17 protein-coding genes are annotated in these 18763 nt (G+C 61.9%); 3 read left to right on the plus strand and 14 right to left on the minus strand.

Annotation, left to right across the window (positions count from 1 at the left end; genetic code table 11):
* Positions 1–20: 20 nt before the first annotated feature.
* From R8871_RS17415 to gltA, 7 genes are all read right to left on the minus strand, one after another.
* On the minus strand, positions 21–446 hold the full coding sequence (locus R8871_RS17415; RefSeq protein WP_175051564.1) for an OsmC family protein: 426 nt from the start codon (positions 444–446) through the stop codon (positions 21–23).
* A gap of 302 nt (positions 447–748) precedes the next feature.
* A complete protein-coding gene (locus tag R8871_RS17420; RefSeq protein WP_175051565.1) occupies positions 749–1303 on the minus strand; it encodes a carboxymuconolactone decarboxylase family protein in 555 nt (184 codons plus the stop codon).
* Positions 1304–1331: 28 nt separating this feature from the next.
* Positions 1332–2660, minus strand: coding sequence for an aspartate aminotransferase family protein (locus R8871_RS17425; protein WP_175051566.1), 1329 nt, complete (start codon positions 2658–2660; stop codon positions 1332–1334).
* A gap of 33 nt (positions 2661–2693) precedes the next feature.
* Positions 2694–3752, minus strand: coding sequence for a C45 family autoproteolytic acyltransferase/hydolase (locus R8871_RS17430; RefSeq protein WP_175051567.1), 1059 nt, complete (start codon positions 3750–3752; stop codon positions 2694–2696).
* A 132-nt stretch (positions 3753–3884) separates the two neighbouring features.
* Positions 3885–4739, minus strand: coding sequence for a MurR/RpiR family transcriptional regulator (locus R8871_RS17435; RefSeq protein WP_175051568.1), 855 nt, complete (start codon positions 4737–4739; stop codon positions 3885–3887).
* A gap of 110 nt (positions 4740–4849) precedes the next feature.
* Entirely contained in the window at positions 4850–7132 is a 2283-nt protein-coding gene (locus R8871_RS17440) for an amylo-alpha-1,6-glucosidase (RefSeq protein ID WP_175051569.1), read from the minus strand.
* Between the two features lie 1108 nt (positions 7133–8240).
* Positions 8241–9539, minus strand: a complete 1299-nt coding sequence (gene gltA / locus R8871_RS17445; RefSeq protein ID WP_175051570.1) for a citrate synthase — start codon at positions 9537–9539, stop codon at positions 8241–8243.
* 433 nt (positions 9540–9972) lie between these two features.
* Here gltA and R8871_RS17450 point away from each other — a divergent pair, with 433 nt between their 5' ends.
* Positions 9973–10374 carry a hypothetical protein gene (locus tag R8871_RS17450; RefSeq protein WP_175051571.1) on the plus strand — a complete coding sequence of 134 codons (402 nt, stop codon included), beginning with the start codon at positions 9973–9975 and terminating at the stop codon, positions 10372–10374.
* Positions 10375–10388: 14 nt separating this feature from the next.
* Here the strand turns inward: R8871_RS17450 and R8871_RS17455 are convergent, their stop codons facing one another.
* The 3 genes from R8871_RS17455 to R8871_RS17465 all read right to left on the minus strand — a co-directional run bounded on the left by R8871_RS17455 (position 10389) and on the right by R8871_RS17465 (position 13348).
* The gene (locus tag R8871_RS17455) at positions 10389–11174 is read right to left on the minus strand and encodes an alpha/beta fold hydrolase (protein ID WP_175051797.1); all 786 of its coding nucleotides are present in this window, start codon (positions 11172–11174) and stop codon (positions 10389–10391) included.
* Positions 11175–11444: 270 nt separating this feature from the next.
* Positions 11445–12497 (minus strand): rod shape-determining protein, encoded by a 1053-nt coding sequence (gene mreB / locus R8871_RS17460; RefSeq protein ID WP_175051572.1) that lies wholly within the window; start codon positions 12495–12497, stop codon positions 11445–11447.
* Positions 12498–12688: 191 nt separating this feature from the next.
* A complete protein-coding gene (locus R8871_RS17465) occupies positions 12689–13348 on the minus strand; it encodes an alpha/beta hydrolase (RefSeq protein ID WP_175051573.1) in 660 nt (219 codons plus the stop codon).
* 249 nt (positions 13349–13597) lie between these two features.
* Between R8871_RS17465 and R8871_RS17470 the strand changes: the two genes are divergently transcribed.
* Entirely contained in the window at positions 13598–15181 is a 1584-nt protein-coding gene (locus tag R8871_RS17470; protein WP_175051574.1) for a DHA2 family efflux MFS transporter permease subunit, read from the plus strand.
* A gap of 31 nt (positions 15182–15212) precedes the next feature.
* On the opposite strand, the gene R8871_RS17475 is transcribed toward R8871_RS17470, so the two are convergent.
* The gene (locus R8871_RS17475) at positions 15213–15965 is read right to left on the minus strand and encodes an AraC family transcriptional regulator (protein ID WP_175051575.1); all 753 of its coding nucleotides are present in this window, start codon (positions 15963–15965) and stop codon (positions 15213–15215) included.
* Positions 15966–16114: 149 nt separating this feature from the next.
* Here R8871_RS17475 and R8871_RS17480 point away from each other — a divergent pair, with 149 nt between their 5' ends.
* Entirely contained in the window at positions 16115–17029 is a 915-nt protein-coding gene (locus R8871_RS17480) for a glutaminase (protein WP_175051576.1), read from the plus strand.
* A gap of 81 nt (positions 17030–17110) precedes the next feature.
* On the opposite strand, the gene R8871_RS17485 is transcribed toward R8871_RS17480, so the two are convergent.
* From R8871_RS17485 to R8871_RS17495, 3 genes are all read right to left on the minus strand, one after another.
* Positions 17111–17473: a helix-turn-helix domain-containing protein gene (locus R8871_RS17485; protein WP_175051798.1), complete on the minus strand. Its 363-nt coding sequence runs from the start codon at positions 17471–17473 to the stop codon at positions 17111–17113.
* 5 nt (positions 17474–17478) lie between these two features.
* A complete protein-coding gene (locus tag R8871_RS17490) occupies positions 17479–17781 on the minus strand; it encodes a type II toxin-antitoxin system HigB family toxin (protein ID WP_175051577.1) in 303 nt (100 codons plus the stop codon).
* A gap of 85 nt (positions 17782–17866) precedes the next feature.
* Positions 17867–18736, minus strand: a complete 870-nt coding sequence (locus R8871_RS17495; protein ID WP_175051578.1) for an NmrA family NAD(P)-binding protein — start codon at positions 18734–18736, stop codon at positions 17867–17869.
* Positions 18737–18763 lie beyond the last annotated feature (27 nt).

Raw genomic sequence — 18763 nt, forward strand, 5'->3', positions numbered from 1 at the left:
GCAATAGATAACCCGCGGACTCAGGTTTCGAGCTTCGCGTCCATCGTGATGGTGGCGTTCAGTACCTTGGAAACCGGGCAGCCTGCCTTGGCGTCCGCGGTCGCCTTCTCGAACGCGGCTTTATCGCCGCCGGGGATTTTCACGGCCACATCCAGATGCACCGCGGTAATCGAAAAACCGCCGCCGTCCTTGTCGAGCGTGACGGTGGCCGCCGTGGCGATACGTTCCGGCGTGATGCCGGCCTTGCTCAGTTCAGCCGAAAGCGCCATCGAGAAACAACCCGCGTGCGCAGCCGCGATCAGCTCTTCCGGATTCGTGCCGATGCCGTCCGCGAAGCGCGTGGCAAACGAGTATTGGGTGTCCTTGAGGACGCCGCTGTCGGTGGAAATCGAGCCCTTGCCGTCTTGCAGGCCGCCTTGCCAGACTGCTGATGCCTTGCGCTTCATTGCTCTCTCCTGTTTGCCCTGCTTCGCACCGCTTCCTCAACCCTACGTGATGCCGCCCACAACGGTCCAGCCCGGGTATTCGTAGTATCGGCATCGGTCGCGAGTGCCCCAAGGAACTTCCTTCGGGGCGTGCCGCGCGGCGCAAGAGGTGCGGGCGTGGACCGAACTTCATCATAGGCGCTTCCGTGTGCCAGTGTCGTGACGACGCCGGGATACGGTTCGCTGATGCGGGCCACAGTCCGTGCCACAGCTCATGCAGCGGTCCGTGCAGCGGTCCATGCCGCGGACCCAGGGCGCAGTCGCTACTCGGCGAACGGCAAGCTCTCCTGCCCCACAGCGCGCATGTCGAACACGTTCAGCGTCATCGCCACCAGGGCATAGTAGCCAAGCAAGCCCACAAGGTTGATCACCACCTGGTGGCCGAAGCGCTCGACCGCCTTTCTATAGGTGACATCCGACACCCGTTTGGTGTCGTACAGTTCGCTCGCGAAGTCGTGGATCAGTGCGTCGTCAGCATCCGCGAAGGACGGGCGATGCCCCTGGCGAATCGCCTCGGCATCCGCTTCGGCCACCCCGGCATCGAGGGCGATCGGATAGTGGATATACCACTCGGCCTGCGCCTGCCAGCGCGCCGCGGTCACCAGAATGGCCAGCTCCGACAAACGCAGCGGCAAGCCGGTGCGATAGCGGCAGAACGCGCCAAGCCGCTGCGCCTGCTGCGCCAGCTCCGGGCTATGAATCCAGCCCAGAAACGGCCCGTTCAGATTGCCGCGTGGACCGGACAGAATCTCGTCGAGTACGGCCTTTTGTTCGGCTGTGGCATCAGCTAGTTCAAAGTGAGGCAAACGCTCGGTCATCGCAGATCTCGCAGAGATGGAAAGGGTGTCAGATGGCGGTCAGCGCGCCTTCGACCGCGTCGGTCAAACGGCCGACGATCTCGTCGATGTCGCGCGCGGTGCAGATGAACGGCGGCGCCAGCAGCACATGATCGCCGATCTTGCCGTCGACCGTGCCGCCCATCGGATACACCATCAAACCACGCTCGAATGCTTCGCGCCGGATCGCCGCGTGCAGTTTCAACCTTGCGTCGAACGGTGCTTTAGTGACGCGGTCCTGTACGAGTTCGACGCCGACAAAGAGCCCTCGCCCGCGCACGTCACCGATATGCGGATGCTGCGCGTAGTGTTCACGCAGCCGGCCACGTAATTGTTCGCCGCGGGCCTGCACGTTCGCCAGAAGCTTGTCGTCGGCAATCACGCGTTGTACTTCGAGCGCCGCGGCGCAGGCGGTGGCGTGGCCGATATAGGTATGTCCGTGCTGAAAGAAGCCGGAGCCGCCGACGATCGCCTGATAAATCCGGTCGCTGACCAGCGTTGCGCCGATCGGCTGATACCCGGCGCCGAGCCCCTTGGCGATCGTGAGGATGTCCGGCGCGATGCCGTCTTCTTCACAGGCATACAGGTAGCCTGTACGGCCCATGCCCGACATGATCTCGTCGAGGATCAGCAGCACGCCGTAGCGATCGCACACCGCACGGATCTTGCGGAAGTATTCGCGCACCGGCGGCACGGCGCCGGCCGTTGCGCCCACCACGGTTTCCGCAACGAATGCGGCCACCGTGTCAGCGCCGAGTTCGAGAATCTTCTGTTCGAGTTCATCCGCGAGACGCTGCGCGAACTGCTCTTCGGTTTCGTCGATGCGCTGCTCGCGATACGCGTAACACGGGCTCACGTGATGCGCTTCGATCAGAATCGGCAGAAACGGTTCGCGCCGCCACGCATTACCGCCAATCGCCAGCGCCCCCAGCGTGTTGCCGTGATAGCTCTGGCGCCGCGCGATGAAGTGTCGGCGTTGCAACTCGCCCTTCTCCACAAAATACTGCCGCGCCAGTTTCAACGCCGCCTCGATCGCTTCCGAGCCGCCCGACACGAAGTACACATGCTCGAGCCCTTGCGGTGCACTCGCCACCAGCCGGTCGGCGAGTTCCTCGGCGACATGGGTGGTGAAGAACGACGTGTGCGCATACGGCAATTGCTGGGATTGCCGCTTGATCGCATCGATTACACGCTGGTTGCTGTGGCCGAGGCACGAGACGGCTGCGCCGCCCGAGGCATCGATATAGCGCTTGCCGGTGGAATCGATGATTTCGATGCCGTCGCCGGCGATAGCTACCGGCAGCGACTGCTTCGGCGAACGATGGAATACGGTGGACATGGTTTCCCTTTCCTTTCTGTTAGCGACGGCAGCTCAGACGCGGTGCTGCGCGGACGGCACGCTTGCGATGACGGTGTCGAACGCGCATTGCCCGTGTCGATAGACTTTCATCGAGACATCGGCGCGGCCGATTTCGAAGAGCGCCGTGGCAAGCGTGTTTTCGTCATCGGGATCGAGCGGGTCGTCGCGGCAGATGGGCAGACCTGCAGGCGCACGATCCTGCAACACGTCGAGCAATCTGGCGGGCGTAATTGGACTGGCGAGCCTGGGCAGCAAATGTTCGACGCGCGTCTGCCTGTCACGCGAAGAATCGGTGACGATTTGCGACTCGGCTTCGCAGCCAGGATGGATCAGGTGGTTTGCATGGCCGGCAATAGCCGACACCTCTTGCACTGAACATCGCTGCGCGCTTGCTTCGACGCTCAGGAGACGCTCGTCTCCCGCACAACCGAGCGTGTGATGAAAGCCGCTCGCAGCCGGTGTGTCGCGCAGGATATGCAGCCCCTCGTCGAGCGAACCCGCATCGAGTACCGCGCGCGCGAGGATCATCCGCGGCACGCCGGCTGCAGGCAGGCGAATGCGCAGGTTGTTGATGGCTTGCACGAGACCGGCACGGTTAGCCGCGAAGGTGTGACCCGGCAGCGATCCCGGGTAATAGAAGCTCACGAAGCCGGGCTTGCCGGCAGGTTGAACCTCGACCAGCGAGCAACGCTCGCGCAGAAAGGGATCGCCGTCTTCATTGTGGGCAATGAAACGCGCATGGCCTGCCACGGCGGCCAACGTCGTGCAACCGTCCGGCGCGTTGTGAATCAACTCGCCGCGGCAATTCCACAAAAAGATATCTTCCGCCGACCAGCCCAGTCCTGCCGCCATGCCCTCGAGTTCGACCAGCAGCGCCGGAAAATGGGTCTGGGCCGCTTCGCGCAGTTGCTGCACGAACGGAGCGCCGCGCCAGTGTCGAACCGCCTGCCACGCACTGCTTTGCTCCATGTATCCGGTGAACACCGGCCTGGCGAGTTCACCCAGCCGGTAGCCGATGTCATACGGCTCACCGCTCACCTGAAAGAGACTTAAATCCTGCTTCGACGCCACGGCTCGCACCCATTCAACAATCGGTACGTATTTATACTTCTAAACAACATTTGTTGTCAAACAATGCAATGATGAAACAAACGGAGCGTCCGCGCTCCGTGACACGCTGTGGTGTAGTTCAGAGGAAAAACGTCAGGGTACGTACGCGCCCTTTTCGTGTAACGACTGCTCGGCAATGCCGAGTTGCTCGACGGCGCCCGCCCCTTCCAGCGCGAGCAGATGCGCGACCAGCGATTCGGCAATCGCCGTGGCCGCCACCAGCGATGGAAAGAACGACGGGCTTTCGTGCGAAAAAATCAGCACCTTGTCGGCATTCAGCGCGATCGGCGAAACCGCGCTATCCGTGATCGCGATCAGCTTGCTGCCCTTTTCCAACGCGGCTTCGGCCACGCGTGCGGCTTCGACTGAATAGGGGGCGAAACTGATGACGATGGTGGCGCTGTCGCGCGCGAGCGTGCGCAACTGCATCTCGAGCGTGCCGGCTTCGCCGTTGAGCAGCGACACCGACGAACGAAACAACCGGTAGCCGTAGACAAGACCAAACGCCACCGCGTAGCAGGAGCGAAAGCCTGCTACATGCACATGCGGCGCGCGCCGCAACAGACGCGCCGCTTCCACGATTGCGCGGCCGTTATGCGCGGCGGTGACCTCAAGGTTGTGTTGTTGCGCGACCAGCAGGTCGTTGGCGAGCGCATCTTTCGATTTGACGAGCGACCGGGCGCGGCTCGTGAGCGGCTCGGGCCGCGTGCGCACGCGCGCGACGAACAGGTTGCGCAATTCATTCCAGCCGGGAAAACCCAGTTGCTGCGACAGGCGAACGAGCGAGGCCGGTTGCACCTGCGCCCGCTCGGCCACTTTGCGCATGGACGAGACCGCGACTTCGTCGGGATGATCGAGCAGGAACCCTGCTCCCATCTGGAACTGCGGACTCAGTTCGGAGAAGCGCGCCCGGATCAGGGCGGCGAGCTGGTCAAAACTGTCTGGCATGCGATATACCGGGCGAACGGTCGATAAGAATGACAACAAATGTTACCACCCGGTGCATCGCATCCAACAGAACTTCCAGCGTGCGCTTCGTGCCTCGCGAAGAGGCGCTTCTACAGCAGCGCGACCACCCGCACGTCGCCCTGCTCGGCTGCCGACGCGACCACCTTGTCGCCGATCCGCCTGAACGTGATCGACACTGACGAATCGCCCACCCTGAGATCGCCGACTTCGAGCCAGTCGATGCCCTCCGGCAGCATAGGCTGCTCGATGACGACTTCGCGCCGTTCCGCATCGATCGTGATACCCAGACAGGCTTCGAGCATCATGAACGGCGAGCCCGCCGCCCAGGCTTGCGGCAGACAGGCAACCGGATAGGCGGTAGGCGGCTCGCCCCGTCGCCGCGGGAAACCGCAGAACAGTTCGGGCAGACGCATGTCGAAATTGACCGCCGCCTGGAACAGCGCCTGCAACAGCCGCACGGCCGCCGCCTTGCCGCCGTAGCGTGACAGGCCGCGTGCGCAGAGCGCGTTGTCATGCGGCCAGACCGAGCCGTTGTGGTACGCCATCGGGTTGAAGCGCGCCTGGCTTGCGGCCAGCGTACGCACGCCCCAACCCGTATGGAACAGCGTGGAGTCGAGCGCGTGCACGACCGCTTCGCCGCGCTCGCGCGAAGGCAGACCGAAGGCCAGCAAGTGGCCCGCATTCGACGCCATCACGCGGCACAGCTCGCCGTGGCCATCGAGCGCGATGCCGTAGAAGCCGGACTCTTCCATCCAGTACTTTTCTTCGACGCACTGACGGATTTTCTTCGCGCGCTCACTGTATTGCTTCGCCTGATCGTGCAAGCCGCGTAGCTTGGCGAAGTGAGCCATCGTGTCGAAGGCGGCACTCGCATACGCCTGCACTTCGACGAGTGCGATCGGGCCGTCGGGAAACCGGCCGTCGGCGTGGAAGACCGAATCGTGGCTGTCTTTCCAGCCTTGATTGGCGAGACCGCCATCGGACTCGCGCTGATAGTCCAGCAGACCATAGCGATTCTTGTCGCACACACCCGCGACCCACTGCGCCGCGCGCTCCAGCGCCGGCCACAGCTCGTCGACCAGTGCGAGATCGCCCGTGCGTGCCGCATAGGCGCCGGCCAGCACGATGAAGAGCGGCGTGCTGTCGACGCCGCCGTAGTACAGCGCGAACGGCACTTCGCCGGTGGCGGCCATTTCGCCCTTGCGCATCTCGTGCATGATCTTGCCGGGCGCGGCGTCACGAAACGGCGAATTCTCGCGTGCCTGATGTTCGGCGAGAAAGCGCAGCACGCCCGCGGCCAGATTCGGTTGCAGCCACAGTGTCTGCAGCGACGTGATGATCGCATCGCGGCCGAACGGCGTTGAAAACCACGGGATGCCGGCGTAGGGATACGGGCCGGTGGCGAGATCGGTTGTCAGCAAACCGAGATCGGCCAGCGAGCGGTCGATCCACGCGTTGAAGAGCGGATTGCTCGAACGCACACGCGCGGTGACGCGGCGGCGCTCACGCATCACCAGGTGGGCGTCGACCAGTGCCGCGCGCACAGCAGCGCGGCCGACGCGTGGGCGCTCCGCATCGATTTGCGAAAGATGGGCTTCGCTCACTGTGTGCGAGGGTTGCGCGACGCCCGCGACGGGCTTGTCAGTTTGCGCGACCACTTGCACCGAGACGGACAGATAGATCGATACACACGCTTGCGCCGGCAGCTTGACGGTGTAGTCCGCGCGATCGGCGAAGAGTTTGTCCGGTTCCGGCGAGAAGGCGATCTGCACATTGCGCGCCACGTCATCGAGACCGACATAACCGAGGAGCACTTCGCGGTTCTCGACGCGCGCCGGTTCGACGCGACCCTGTTTGTCGCGCTTGAGGCCGCGCACTTCGAACATGTCGCGAAAGTCGCTGGCGAAGGAGATGGACAACGGCACGACTGCATCGCTCGTGCCGTAGTTGGTGAGTTCGATTGCTTCGTTGAGCACAGTGCCCGATAGCACGCGCACGCGTTCGACGTGGATTACGCCTTCCGGGGTGCTGTCGCCGCCGAGCGGCGGCAGGGGGCGGTTGGTCAGGTGTGCGGTGAACGAGGTGTTGTCGCTGCTGACGCTGCCCGACAGCAACGAAGGTGCGCGGCCGCCGAAGGTGAGACGCAGGTTTGACAGAACGCGGGTGTCGTTGACGAACAGGCCGTCGTCGTGGCCGGTGATATCGCCGAGGGGGTCGTTGACGATAAAGGTGTCGCCAGACTTGAGCACATGCTGGGTGGCGCTCGCGACGTTGAGATTTTCCGTCGGGATGAATGCGCCGTCCGGCTCGGGTTCGCGGTGGTCGATTCCGCCCGAGTGGGACAGGCCGCCGAGGGCTTCTGGCTGCTGCATCAGGGTCGCTCCTATGTGTTCGGGTTCGCGTTGACTTTCGCTTTCGCGGTGGCTTTCGGGTTCGGATGCTGCTAGGGCTGCTGGTCGATTCCGATTGTAGAGGGTCTGTCCGCGTCAGACGAACTTATCACAGAGGAGTTTCTTGTTTTTGGTTTGGCATGGGATGTGCAGGGGTGTTTTTTTTGCACCAAGTGCAAGGGGGTTGCCTGCGCGGCGCTTTTGGGGGGTGTTCTTGGGGTTTTGGTTTTTTTCTTGTTCTGGCTTTGGTGCCTTTCCTTGCTTTGTTAGTGGTCTATTAGCGTTGCCCCTGTGCGGGGCGGCACCTACTTTTCTTTGCTTGCCGCAAAGAAAAGTAGGCAAAAGAAAGCGGCTTAAACCGCTAATGCTAAGTGGGGGCCGTGGTCTGCTGCGGGTAGTGGTGCGACTGGAATCCGTGTTCTCGCACATTCCGCGCTAGTGACAAAGGACTCATCAGCTCCCACTCCGCACTGCGTGCATCGCGGACGGGTCTACAAGGGAAACCACGGGCTTCGGTTGAGGTTTGTGGGGGCCGTCGGCTTCGCCTCGGCGACGCGCCCCTGCGCTCAGCCGGGAACCCCCTCTTCAAATGATTTGTCGGTGTGCTGCAATCACGGTCACGATCACCGTTGCGGTTGCGGTTGCGGTTGCGGTTGCGGTTGCGGTTGCGGTTGCAATCACAATCACAATTGCGGAGGCGGAGGCGGAGGCGGAGGCGGAGGCGGAGGCGGAGGCGGAGCAATGATGAGCCACGGTCCGGTGATGAGGCGCAAACGTCAAAGCGTAGCGGGTGGTTTTATGAACGGCTCTTCGGCGCGCGCAGCGCCGCCGGAAGTATGACGCCCTTGTCACTAACGCATGCCGGTGCACGAACCCAGATTCCAGATGCACCACTACCCGCAGCAGACAAAGGTGCCCACTTAGCATTAGCGGTTTGAGCCGCTTTCTTTTGCCTACTTTTCTTTGCGGCAAGCAAAGAAAAGTAGGTGCCGCCCCGCACAGGGGCAACGCTAATAGACCACTAACAAATCAAGGAAAGGCCAAAGCCCCAGGAACACGGACAAACAAGCACCCCAAAGGCAAAAAACCTTCACCGCTTGGAAAGCGGCAAAGCCTCCCGCTGAGTCTCCCCAACAAACAATTGCCGCGGCCTCCCAATCTTCTGCTCCGGATCAGCAATCATCTCATTCCACTGCGCAATCCACCCCACCGTCCGCGCCATCGCGAAGATACAGGTAAACATCGCAGTCGGAATCCCCAACGCACGCTGCACAATCCCCGAGTAGAAATCGACATTCGGATAAAGCTTCCGCGAAACGAAGTATTCGTCCTCAAGCGCAATCTTCTCGAGCGCCATAGCGAGCTTGAACAACGGGTCGTCATGCAGACCCAGTTCTTCGAGCACTTCGTGACAGGTCTCACGCATCAGCTTCGCGCGCGGATCGTAGTTCTTGTACACACGATGACCAAACCCCATCAGCTTCACGCCGGAGTTCTTGTCCTTCACCTTCGCAATAAACTCAGGAATGTTGTCGACCGAACCGATCTCCTCCAGCATGTTCAATGCGGCTTCATTCGCGCCACCGTGCGCCGGACCCCACAGGCATGCAATACCCGCTGCGATACACGCGAACGGATTGGCGCCCGACGAACCCGCGAGACGCACCGTCGACGTCGACGCATTCTGCTCATGATCCGCATGCAGAATCAGAATGCGATCGAGCGCGCGCACCAGCACGTCGTTGACCTCGTACTCTTCCGCCGGATTAGCGAACATCATCCGCATGAAATTCGCGCTGTACGACAGGTCGTTCTTCGGATAAACGAAGGGCTGGCCCACGGTGTACTTGTACGCCATCGCCACCAGCGTCGGCAGCTTCGCGATCATGCGGATCGCGGATACGTCACGGTGCTGCTGATTCGTGATGTCGAGCGAGTCGTGATAGAACGCCGAAAGTGCGCCCACTGCAGCGACCAGAATCGCCATCGGGTGCGCGTCGCGGCGAAAACCGCGGAAAAAGAAATGCATCTGCTCATGCACCATCGTGTGCAGCGTGACAGTGTTGACGAACTCTTCCTTCTGCTCCGCATTCGGCAGTTCGCCTTTCAGCAACAGGTAGCAGGTTTCGAGGAAGTCGGCGTTTTGCGCTAGATTGTCGATCGGATAACCGCGGTACAGCAGCTCGCCTTTGTCACCGTCGATATACGTGATTTCGGAATTGCATGCCGCCGTGGACATGAAACCCGGGTCGTAAGTGAACTTGCCAGTCTGGCCATATAGCTTGCGAATGTCGATGACATCCGGCCCGAGCGTGCCCTGATAAATCGGCAAATCAATCGTCTGATCGCTGTCGGAAAAGCTCAGCGTTGCGTGTGTCTTCGAGTTCATCTACACGTTCCTTTTACTTTCACATCGCACACATGCCGGCATGCTCGATCGTCGGATCGCCGCGTGGCATGCTCAGGCTCCGATTCGCATTCTACGGTTCGAAGGTGCTTTGATTGCGGCGATTGACAGCAACAATCCATCTCGGCTAGCGCAACATTCGTTGTCTGAAAGATGAGCGTAATCGCCGGAAACACACGAAAATAAGCGGAAGTGCGCAGCACGCAAACGCGCTGAGTCCGTCAGGCGACGCTGCCAGCCAAATGAAAGTTAGCACGCTTACTGCAACAATGTTTTGCGGCCGCCAGGCTGCACAAGCGCCGCTGCTCTGCGATACTGAATCCGTGTTTTGCTTCCCCTGCGAACACATCGCTGTCTTTGGCCCGCCGTTCTACGGCGGGCCTTTTTAATCAGCCAGAAGAACAGGAAGGACCAGATGAACGCCTCACTCGAAACACTGTTTCCGGATCACGTCCATACCGAAGACAACATCGTCACCGCGCTGAATCATCAGGACATCGTCGTGGCATTGTCTGCGGCGCTGACGACGCAAAACGTGGCAGTGCTGCATATGCTTTACCCGCGTACCGACGCGCGCACTCATCACAGCCTCGATACGCTGGTGAATGTGCTGCACGGTCATGGCCTGCATGAAGTGGCGGATCTGATCGCGCAGGAAGCGCACTATCTGCTGTTCAAAGACCCGGTGAAGGCATGGAAAGCCTTCCACGAAATCCGCAACGACTCGCTCGCAATCGGCGTGCATCTGTATTACCACGGCCTCGTCGGCGAAGCCGCCGAACTCGCGCTCGATAAAGACGCGCATCGCAAGGCCTGAACTGCGCCGGTCATTCAAACGTCGACTGAGCGAATGAACTCGTCGACGTAACGATTGAATGCTGCAGGATGCGCGAGATTCATCCCGTGCGAGGCGCCACGCACAGTTTCGCGGCGTGCATCCGGCAGCCATGTTTGCAGCGCCGTCGCGGTGCGGCGGAACATGTCGGGACTCTTCTCTCCGTCAATCAGCAGCACCGGGCAGCGCACCTCAGCCGCCTGCTCAGGCACATAAGCCGGCAACGGGTCGCGAAATTGCCGCGCGAGCGTGTGTGCGTTGTCGGTCGCCATCCTGCGAAAACCCGGCGTGCTCATCGCCCAGAAACCAGGGCGGCTCACCGAATCGACAAACAGCTGCAAGCCCGCTTCCACCTCTCCCGTTTCGATCAGCTGCGCGGCTTTTGCACGCAATGCATTCACGGTCTCCGGCAAAGTCGCGGGCGGTCGCCCGGCAATCTGCAACGGTCCGCCCGGATCGGCGAGCGTCAGCGTGCGCACGTACTGTGGATGGCGCCGCGCGAAATGAAAGGCCACGCAGCCGCCGCGCGAATGGCCCACCACGTGCGCCGGTCCGGCGCCGAAAAGATCGATGAATTCGGCCACGTCATCCGCATGTTCGCTCCAGCTGAACGGCTGATCGGGTTCGGTATCCGTCACCGGCCAGTAATGCGTGAGACTCACCGTGACGCAGCGGTATTGCTTCGACAGACCCGCGAGTTGCGGTTGCCAATAGCGGTAATCGCACAGCGAGCCATGCACGAAAAGCAGCAGTTCCCCCTCCCCGGCTTCCACATAGGGCATGCGCAAGCCGCTATGCAGTTCGATAAAGGACGGGGATGCGGGAGAGGACGAAGCGGAAACGGATTGATTCACAGGTGGTTCACGGACGGCGCGGCAACAACTGAAACCATCAGTGGTGCCGGCTAGAAATGGATTCGAAGAACAAAGCGTGTTCGCGTCCCTGAAAGTGGGACGAGGGACGTATTGTCACACAGCCATTCAATATCCGCCGAGGCTGATGCGCCCGGCCCGGGTCCAGGTCACCTGCAACGCGGGACGTCCAGCATCAAATCATTCGTAGGCAGAGTCGTCGAGCAAACCCGCGGCCGCAGCGGCGCCCGCGCCACGCACCGCGCAAGTGAGCGGTTCGTCGGCAACGCGGACCTCGAGTCCGAGTTCATTGGTCAGGCGGCGGCCCAGATTGCCGAGCAGCGCGCCACCGCCGGTCAGCACAATGCCGCTGTGTGCGATATCGGTCACCAGTTCGGCCGGCGCCGTTTCAAGCGCACGTTTCACCGCGCCGATCACCTGACGCAGCGGACCCTCGATCGCATCGGCGATATCGTGATTGCTCAGCTGAACCGTGCGCGGCAAACCGTCGTCGACGCTGCGCCCGGTCGCGTTCATATGTTCGACCGGCACCTCGCGCAAGGCCGTACCGATGCCCTTCTTGACGTGTTCGGCGGTTTGTTCGCCGAGCAGCACGCCATACAGATTGCGCACATAACTGACGATCGCCATGTCGAAACTGTCGCCGCCCACGCGAATCGAGCCGCTATAGGCGAGGCCGCCGAGCGAGATCACGCCGACTTCGGTCGTGCCGCCGCCGATGTCGACCACCATCGAACCCGTCGCCTCCGAGACCGGCAGGCCCGCGCCGACCGCCGACGCCAGCGATTCACCGATCAGACTGACCTTCCACGCGCCGGCCGCCACGGCTGCTTCCTTGATCGCGCGACGCTCGACCTGGGTCGCGCCCGCCGGCACGCACAAGGTGAATGCGGCGCGCCGGCTGAACAGCGGCCGCGGCCGGGCCATGTCGACGAATTGCCGGATCATCTGCTCGGCAGCGGAAAAATTGGCGATCACGCCGTGCCGCATTGGCCGTATAGCTTCGACGTTGCCCGGCGTGCGGCCGAGCAACTGGCGCGCTTCGGTACCCACGGCCGCCACGCGTTTCTGCCCGGCGGCGGACTCTTTCTGGAAGGCCACAACGGACGGCTCGTTCAGCACGATGCCGCCGTTGTCGGTATAGATAAGGGTGTTGGCCGTGCCGAGGTCCACCGCCACGGAATGACGGAACAGTCGATCGAAAAGCGGGTAATGCGGCGTCGGTCTGGCCATAGGAAGGCTCTGATGTGTCGTTATCCGCCCTTGCAGGGCAATATGGAAAATGCGCCCCCGGTCACCCGAACCGCTTGGCACGCCCAGATGGGCGTTGCGCGATCCGCGCGGCGGGAGTGATTTTCATGCTAATGAGCAGTTAACGGCAAGCAGATCAGAATCTTTAGGGCCACTTTTCAATTGGGACCGTGTCAGTCGCGCGACAAAGTGCCGAGCGCATGCTCCAGCGCCTGTTTGCCGAGTTCGACGCCGTCCGCGTTGATCGTGTGGCCGATGCCGGGCAAGGCGTAGGCATCGACCGTGTAGCCGGTGTTGCTGAAGGCGTCCGCGGCGTATTCCAGTTCCTCTACCGGGATCACTTCGTCGTCTTCGCCGTGCACGAGCGTGAGCGGCGTACCGTTCTGCGCGACGATCACCGAGGCGAGCCGACCGGAATACGCGACGACGGCCGCAGCGCCTTCCGCGCTAGTCGCCACGTGATGCATCGCCATGATCGAGCCTTGCGAGAAACCGACCAATGCAAGGCGATCGAAAGAAAGCTGCCAGTGCGCCAGTTCCGCCTCGAGCATCTGCCGCAATGCCGGATAGGCGGCAGCCACACGCGTCTCCCGATTGCCCTCGTTGACATCGCGCAGACTGAACCACTGGCGTCCGCCAAAGCCGCCGTCGAAAGCATCCGTGCCGTCGAGCGAAGTAAACGCCACGTCCGGCAGGCTCTCGCTCCAGATGTCCGCGAGCGGCATCAGATCGCGCGCATTACTGCCTACGCCGTGCATCAGCACCACGAGCGCCTTGGCCGGCGTGATCGCCGGCGCGCGCCGCCAGCCGTGTTCGAATTGCTCCCAAGCCATATTCAATTCCTCTCTCTGTACCCGCTGTACTTTAGGTTTCACCGCGCGTGGTGTCGCTCCATGCGGCCTCAGGCGGGAGCATACGCTGCCGGATTCGGTTCTGTCGTCCGATCTGCATGGTTCGACGACGCCAAAACGTGAATACAGGTATGCTTTTTTGCGAGCATTCGATGGACCGCCCGGCTCATTGCCCGGGGGGTGAATAGAACGCCGTGAGAACGTCCGTCGCATCGCCATCCGGAGAATAGTTTGAGCCAGCCCTCTTCCCCGCCCGCCGCTGCCCCGCCTGCGCCACCTACACCGCCGCCGCTGCAAGGCGGCAAACTGGTTCTGGCGACCATCGCCGTTGCGCTCGCCACCTTCATGAACGTGCTCGACACGTCGATTGCGAACGTCGCGATTCCCACCATTTCGGGCAACCTTGGCGTCTCGGTCGACGAAGGCACATGGGTCATCACGGTGTTCGCCGCGGCCAATGCGGTCTCGATTCCACTGACCGGCTGGCTCACGCAACGCATCGGCCAGGTCAAGCTGTTCGTCGGCGCGATTCTGATGTTCGTGCTGGCTTCGTGGTTGTGCGGCATTGCGCCCACGCTGCCGATCCTGCTGGTCGCCCGGGTGTTCCAGGGCGCGGTGGCCGGCCCGCTGATTCCTCTCTCGCAAGCGATTCTGCTCGGTTCGTATCCCAAGGAGAAATCGTCGACCGCGCTCGCGCTATGGGCCATGACGGCCACCGTCGGCCCGATTGCCGGCCCCGCGCTCGGCGGCTGGATCACGGATAGCTACAGCTGGTCGTGGATCTTCTACATCAACATTCCGGTCGGCATTTTCGCGGCCGGCGTGACGTGGATGATCTATCGCACCCGCGAGTCGGCAACCCGCAAGCCACCCATCGACGTGGTCGGCCTCGGCCTGCTGGTGACGTGGGTCGCGTCACTGCAGATCATGCTCGACAAGGGCAAGGATCTCGACTGGTTTTCGTCGCCGGTGATCGTGATTCTCGGCATCACTGCGGTGATCAGCTTCGCGTTCTTCCTCGTATGGGAATTGACTGAAGAAAACCCGATCGTCGATTTACGGCTGTTCCAGCAGCGCAATTTTCTCGGCGGCACGATTGCGATTTCGGTGGCGTACGGCGTGTTCTTCGGCAATCTGGTGCTGCTGCCGCAATGGATGCAGGAGTATCTGAACTACCGTTCCGTGGATGCCGGCCTCGTCACCGCGCCGCTCGGCGTCTTCGCCGTGCTGCTCGCGCCGGTGATGGGCCGCGTGCTGCCGCGCTCGGACGCGCGCATCATCGCCACGCTCGCATTTATCGGCTTTGCGATCGTGTTCTATATGCGCTCGAAGTACGTGATCGAAATCGACACGTGGCACCTCGTGCTCCCCACGCTGCTGCAAGGCATTCCGATGGCGCTGTTCTTCGTGCCGCTGACGGCGATCATTCTGTCCGGCCAGCCGCCGAACAAGATTCCGGCGGCTGCTGGCCTGTCGAATTTCGCGCGGGTGTTTTGCGGCGCGGTGGGCACCTCGATCGCCGGCAACGAGTGGAACAACCGCACGGTGCTGCACCACGAACGTCTCACCGAACAGGCCACCGTGAACAACCCGCTGTTTAATCAGCAGATCGATTCGACCCAGTCGTTGCTGAATTTGAATACGCAATCGGCGCACGCGCTGTTCGATTTCACGGTGAACACTCAGGCTGCGATGATGGGCCTGAACGACATCTTCTTTGTGTCGGCGATCATTTTCATTCTGATCATTCCGCTGATCTGGATTACGAAGCCGGCCAAGGGCGGCGGCGGAGCGGCCGCGTCGGGCGCGCACTGATTACAGTGTTTTCGGCGCTGCTTCAGCGGTGTCAGCGGAAATAGCGGGCGGGGGTGTCGCCAAAGGCATCGCGGAACACCGCGATAAACGAGGACACGTCGTTGTAGCCGACTTCGAGCGCCACCTGCGTGACGCTCTCCCCCGCACCGAGGTGCTCCAGCGCGACCAGCAAGCGCAGTTGCTGCCGCCACTGGCCGAATGTCTGTCCGGTCTCCTTGACGAAAAGGCGCGCGGCGGTGCGGGCGGTTACGCCCGCGGCCCGGGCCAGATCGTCGAGCACCGCCGGTTCCGCCGGGTTGGCGCTCAGCGCATCGGCCATCCGCTGAATCCGCGGATCTTGCGGCCAGTGCAGCGCCAGAGGGGCCGAGGGCAACCCCGACAGACGGTCCAGCAAGACTTGCAGAAGACGCTCGGCGGGCTCGTCGAGCGGTTTGTCGTGCGGCAGATCGACTGCGGCACCCAGCAAAGCTTCCACCAGAGGGTCGAGCGCCAGGGCGACGCCTTGCGCGGGTAGCGGCGCAGCGTCCGCGTCGGCATACAGCGAATGGAATTGCACCGGCTCGGCGGCCGACAGGTAATGCTGCACGTTCGCCATCAGCCAGAGCGCGTGCCCTGGCGGCACGACCCAACGCACGGTTTCGGTGCGCACGGTCAGCACGCCGGCGCTCACGTGGATCAGCCGCGCGCGGCTGTAGGCGCGCCACGGTTCGTCCAGCGCGCTGTAACGCTCATCGACCACGAAGACCGAACGCCCGACGCCGTCCGGATCGAAGGTTTGCGCCATGAGTGTCTGTTTTACCCGGTTACTGTAAGAAACACAGCAAGACTAGCATAGCCTTCGCGAAACGCTGTTCGAACCCGGCAGCGCCTCGCCGCACGAACAATTCGCGCCAGGTTGCCAGTAGAATCGCGGCTTCAAACGGTCCGAGCCCAATGAACTACGCATCCATCCTCGAACAGATTCAACGCGATCTTCAGCCATATCTGGGTACCGGCAAGGTCGCCGATTACATTCCGGAACTGGCCAAAGTCCCGGCTGACAGCTTTGGCATGGCAATCGTCACGCCGTCCGGCGAAGTCTTCCGCATCGGCCAGGCCGATACGCGCTTCTCGATCCAGAGTATCTCCAAGTTGTTCGCCTGCACCATGGCTTTCCGGCTGCTCGGCGACGAACTGTGGCAGCGCGTCGGCCGCGAGCCGTCGGGCACGCCGTTCAATTCGCTGGTGCAGCTTGAAGCGGAGCAAGGCAAGCCGCGCAACCCGTTTATCAACGCTGGGGCATTGGTCGTCACCGATGTGCTGTGCCGCCGCTTCGTGCGTGCCGAGACAGCGCTGGTGGAGTTTATGCGGCGGCTGACCGGTGAGATCACGATCGACTACGATTCGCGCGTCGCGCAGTCAGAGCTTCAACATGCAGACCGCAACCAGGCGATGGCGCATTTCATCGCGAGCTTCGGCAACATGGACATGCCCGTCCACGCGGTGGTCGAGGCGTATTGCCGGCAATGCGCGATCTCGATGAGCTGTGTCGAGCTGGCGAAGGCGGCGTTGTTTCTGAGTAATGGGGGCGTTGTGCCTTCGACCGGGGAACGCATCCTCGACAGCAGTTCGACCAAGCGTTTGTCGGCTCTGATGCTGACTTGCGGCACTTACGACGCCGCGGGCGACTTCGTCTTTCGCGTCGGCTTGCCGGCGAAGAGCGGCGTGGGTGGCGGCATCGTCGCGGTGCTGCCGGGCGAGATGGCGGTCTGCGTGTGGTCACCCGGGCTCGACGCGAACGGCAACTCGCTTGCCGGCGCGAAGGCACTGGAATTGTTGACCACGATTACTGGGCGGTCGATTTTTTGATTTTGTCGGGTGGACGTTTAGGCGACGTATGCGATCTATACAGTCGATCCCGGTCGCGGCGAGGCGCCGCTCCCTTTGCGGTCACACCACTCCGATCAGCACATCAGCAGGAATGTGCAATCCCGCGTGAAGGCGGCGAATCATCGTCAGACTGAGGGCGCGTTTGCGGTTCAAAACCTCGTAAACCCGGTTCGCGTTACCGATGTACGGCTGCATATCCGGGACCGACAAGCCGGCCTGCTCCATCCGGAATTTGATGGCCTCAACAGGATCCGGGCTTTGCAGCGGGAAGGTTTCGGCTTCGTAGCGCTCTACCAGGATCGACAGAATATCGAGGCGATCACCATCCGGTGTGCCAGGCGCTGGGTCGGCATCGACGAGTTCGGATACGGTCGCGAGCGCAGCCTTGTAATCATCCTCAGTATGCAGGGGGCGGATATCCATGTTCATTACTCCAATTCCACGGTTTCAGCGTCGATCTTGTCATACTCGGCGTGAGTGCCAACGAATTTGACATAGACCACACCGATTCGATACGCGATCGCAACTATCAATCGAAAATCGTTGCCTTTGATGTTAAACACCACTCTGTTTTTCCCGATGAAACTTGCCGAGCCATATTGATCCTTGATGTCCTGTGGCGTTTTCCAGCTCGCTTTGGAAGCTTCCGCGTGCCACGCCAACAGAGATTGCCCGGCTTGAGCGTGCCCTTCGATGAAGGAAAGAATGGTTTTTTTGGCAACGATTCGCATGTGTGGCATTTTAGTCCCAAATTGGGACTAACGCAACCAGCGCATTGAGATACAGCCTTGGCGATCCGTCCCATTGACCGACCGCCTAACCCGCCCGCTCAACCAACTCCGCCAACACCGTCTGATACCCGGTGCTGCCAATCACCCGCTCGTGCACACCGTCTTCGAAATCAATCCAACCTGAATTGAAGCCGTCGATCATCTCGATGCGAGGCACGGGCCACGCCGTGCCTTGTGCCTGGAACAGCGCTTCCCACTGATCACGTGGCACCGCTTGAGCCTTCACTGAACGGCCCAGCACGCCGCCCAGCATCGCTGCGATTTCATTTTGCGTATAGCGCTGCGGCCCTTCAATCTCGATCACGCGGCGCCCCTGCCACGACTGAACAAGCGTTTCAGCGATCACCCGGCCGATATCCGCGGTTGCAATCATCGGATACGCGCGATCGAGCGGCTGCAGGAAGCTCGACATCACGCCCGTCTCGCGCGCCGGCGCGATATCCCACAGCGAATTCTCCATAAACCATGCAGGCCGCAAAATCGCCGTTGGAATCGGCAGGTCCGCGAGCGCTTCTTCGAGAATATGTACTTGCGTGATGAGACCGAGACCCGACTCGCGCTGCCCGCCAATCGACGAGAGCGCCACGACGCGCTGCGGCCTGGCCTTCACCAGTGCCTCTTTCAGCGCAGCCACCGCCGTGCGGGCGCGCGGATAGCCCGGCTGCGGCGCGAAGTTCGGCGCCACCATTACGAAGACGCCCGCCGCACCGCTGAACGCGGCGGTGAGCGCATCCGCGTCCTCGAAGGACGCGATCGCCACTTCGGCGCCCCGCTCCACCCACTCCGCCGCCTTATTTTTGTCGCGTAAGACGGCACGCACTGCGTGTCCCGCGTCCAGTAACGCGCGTGCCGCCGCGCCGCCCACCTTCCCTGTCACACCGGTAATTGCATACATCTTCATCGCTCCTTGAATACGGCCAAT

The organism is Paraburkholderia sediminicola, from assembly GCF_902859805.1.
GTDB lineage: Bacteria > Pseudomonadota > Gammaproteobacteria > Burkholderiales > Burkholderiaceae > Paraburkholderia > Paraburkholderia sediminicola.

Coding starts and splice junctions, on each gene's coding strand:
- R8871_RS17475 (WP_175051575.1), bottom strand. CDS start 15,965: ATGGCGCAAACCTTCGATCCGGACGGCGTCGGGCGTTCGGTCTTCGTG.
- R8871_RS17455 (WP_175051797.1), bottom strand. CDS start 11,174: ATGCCCTATGTGGAAGCCGGGGAGGGGGAACTGCTGCTTTTCGTGCAT.
- mreB (WP_175051572.1), bottom strand. CDS start 12,497: ATGGCCAGACCGACGCCGCATTACCCGCTTTTCGATCGACTGTTCCGT.
- R8871_RS17480 (WP_175051576.1), top strand. CDS start 16,115: ATGAACTACGCATCCATCCTCGAACAGATTCAACGCGATCTTCAGCCA.
- R8871_RS17440 (WP_175051569.1), bottom strand. CDS start 7,132: ATGCAGCAGCCAGAAGCCCTCGGCGGCCTGTCCCACTCGGGCGGAATC.
- R8871_RS17490 (WP_175051577.1), bottom strand. CDS start 17,781: ATGCGAATCGTTGCCAAAAAAACCATTCTTTCCTTCATCGAAGGGCAC.
- R8871_RS17485 (WP_175051798.1), bottom strand. CDS start 17,473: ATGGATATCCGCCCCCTGCATACTGAGGATGATTACAAGGCTGCGCTC.
- R8871_RS17420 (WP_175051565.1), bottom strand. CDS start 1,303: ATGACCGAGCGTTTGCCTCACTTTGAACTAGCTGATGCCACAGCCGAA.
- R8871_RS17465 (WP_175051573.1), bottom strand. CDS start 13,348: ATGGCTTGGGAGCAATTCGAACACGGCTGGCGGCGCGCGCCGGCGATC.
- R8871_RS17415 (WP_175051564.1), bottom strand. CDS start 446: ATGAAGCGCAAGGCATCAGCAGTCTGGCAAGGCGGCCTGCAAGACGGC.
- R8871_RS17425 (WP_175051566.1), bottom strand. CDS start 2,660: ATGTCCACCGTATTCCATCGTTCGCCGAAGCAGTCGCTGCCGGTAGCT.
- R8871_RS17435 (WP_175051568.1), bottom strand. CDS start 4,739: ATGCCAGACAGTTTTGACCAGCTCGCCGCCCTGATCCGGGCGCGCTTC.
- R8871_RS17450 (WP_175051571.1), top strand. CDS start 9,973: ATGAACGCCTCACTCGAAACACTGTTTCCGGATCACGTCCATACCGAA.
- gltA (WP_175051570.1), bottom strand. CDS start 9,539: ATGAACTCGAAGACACACGCAACGCTGAGCTTTTCCGACAGCGATCAG.
- R8871_RS17495 (WP_175051578.1), bottom strand. CDS start 18,736: ATGTATGCAATTACCGGTGTGACAGGGAAGGTGGGCGGCGCGGCGGCA.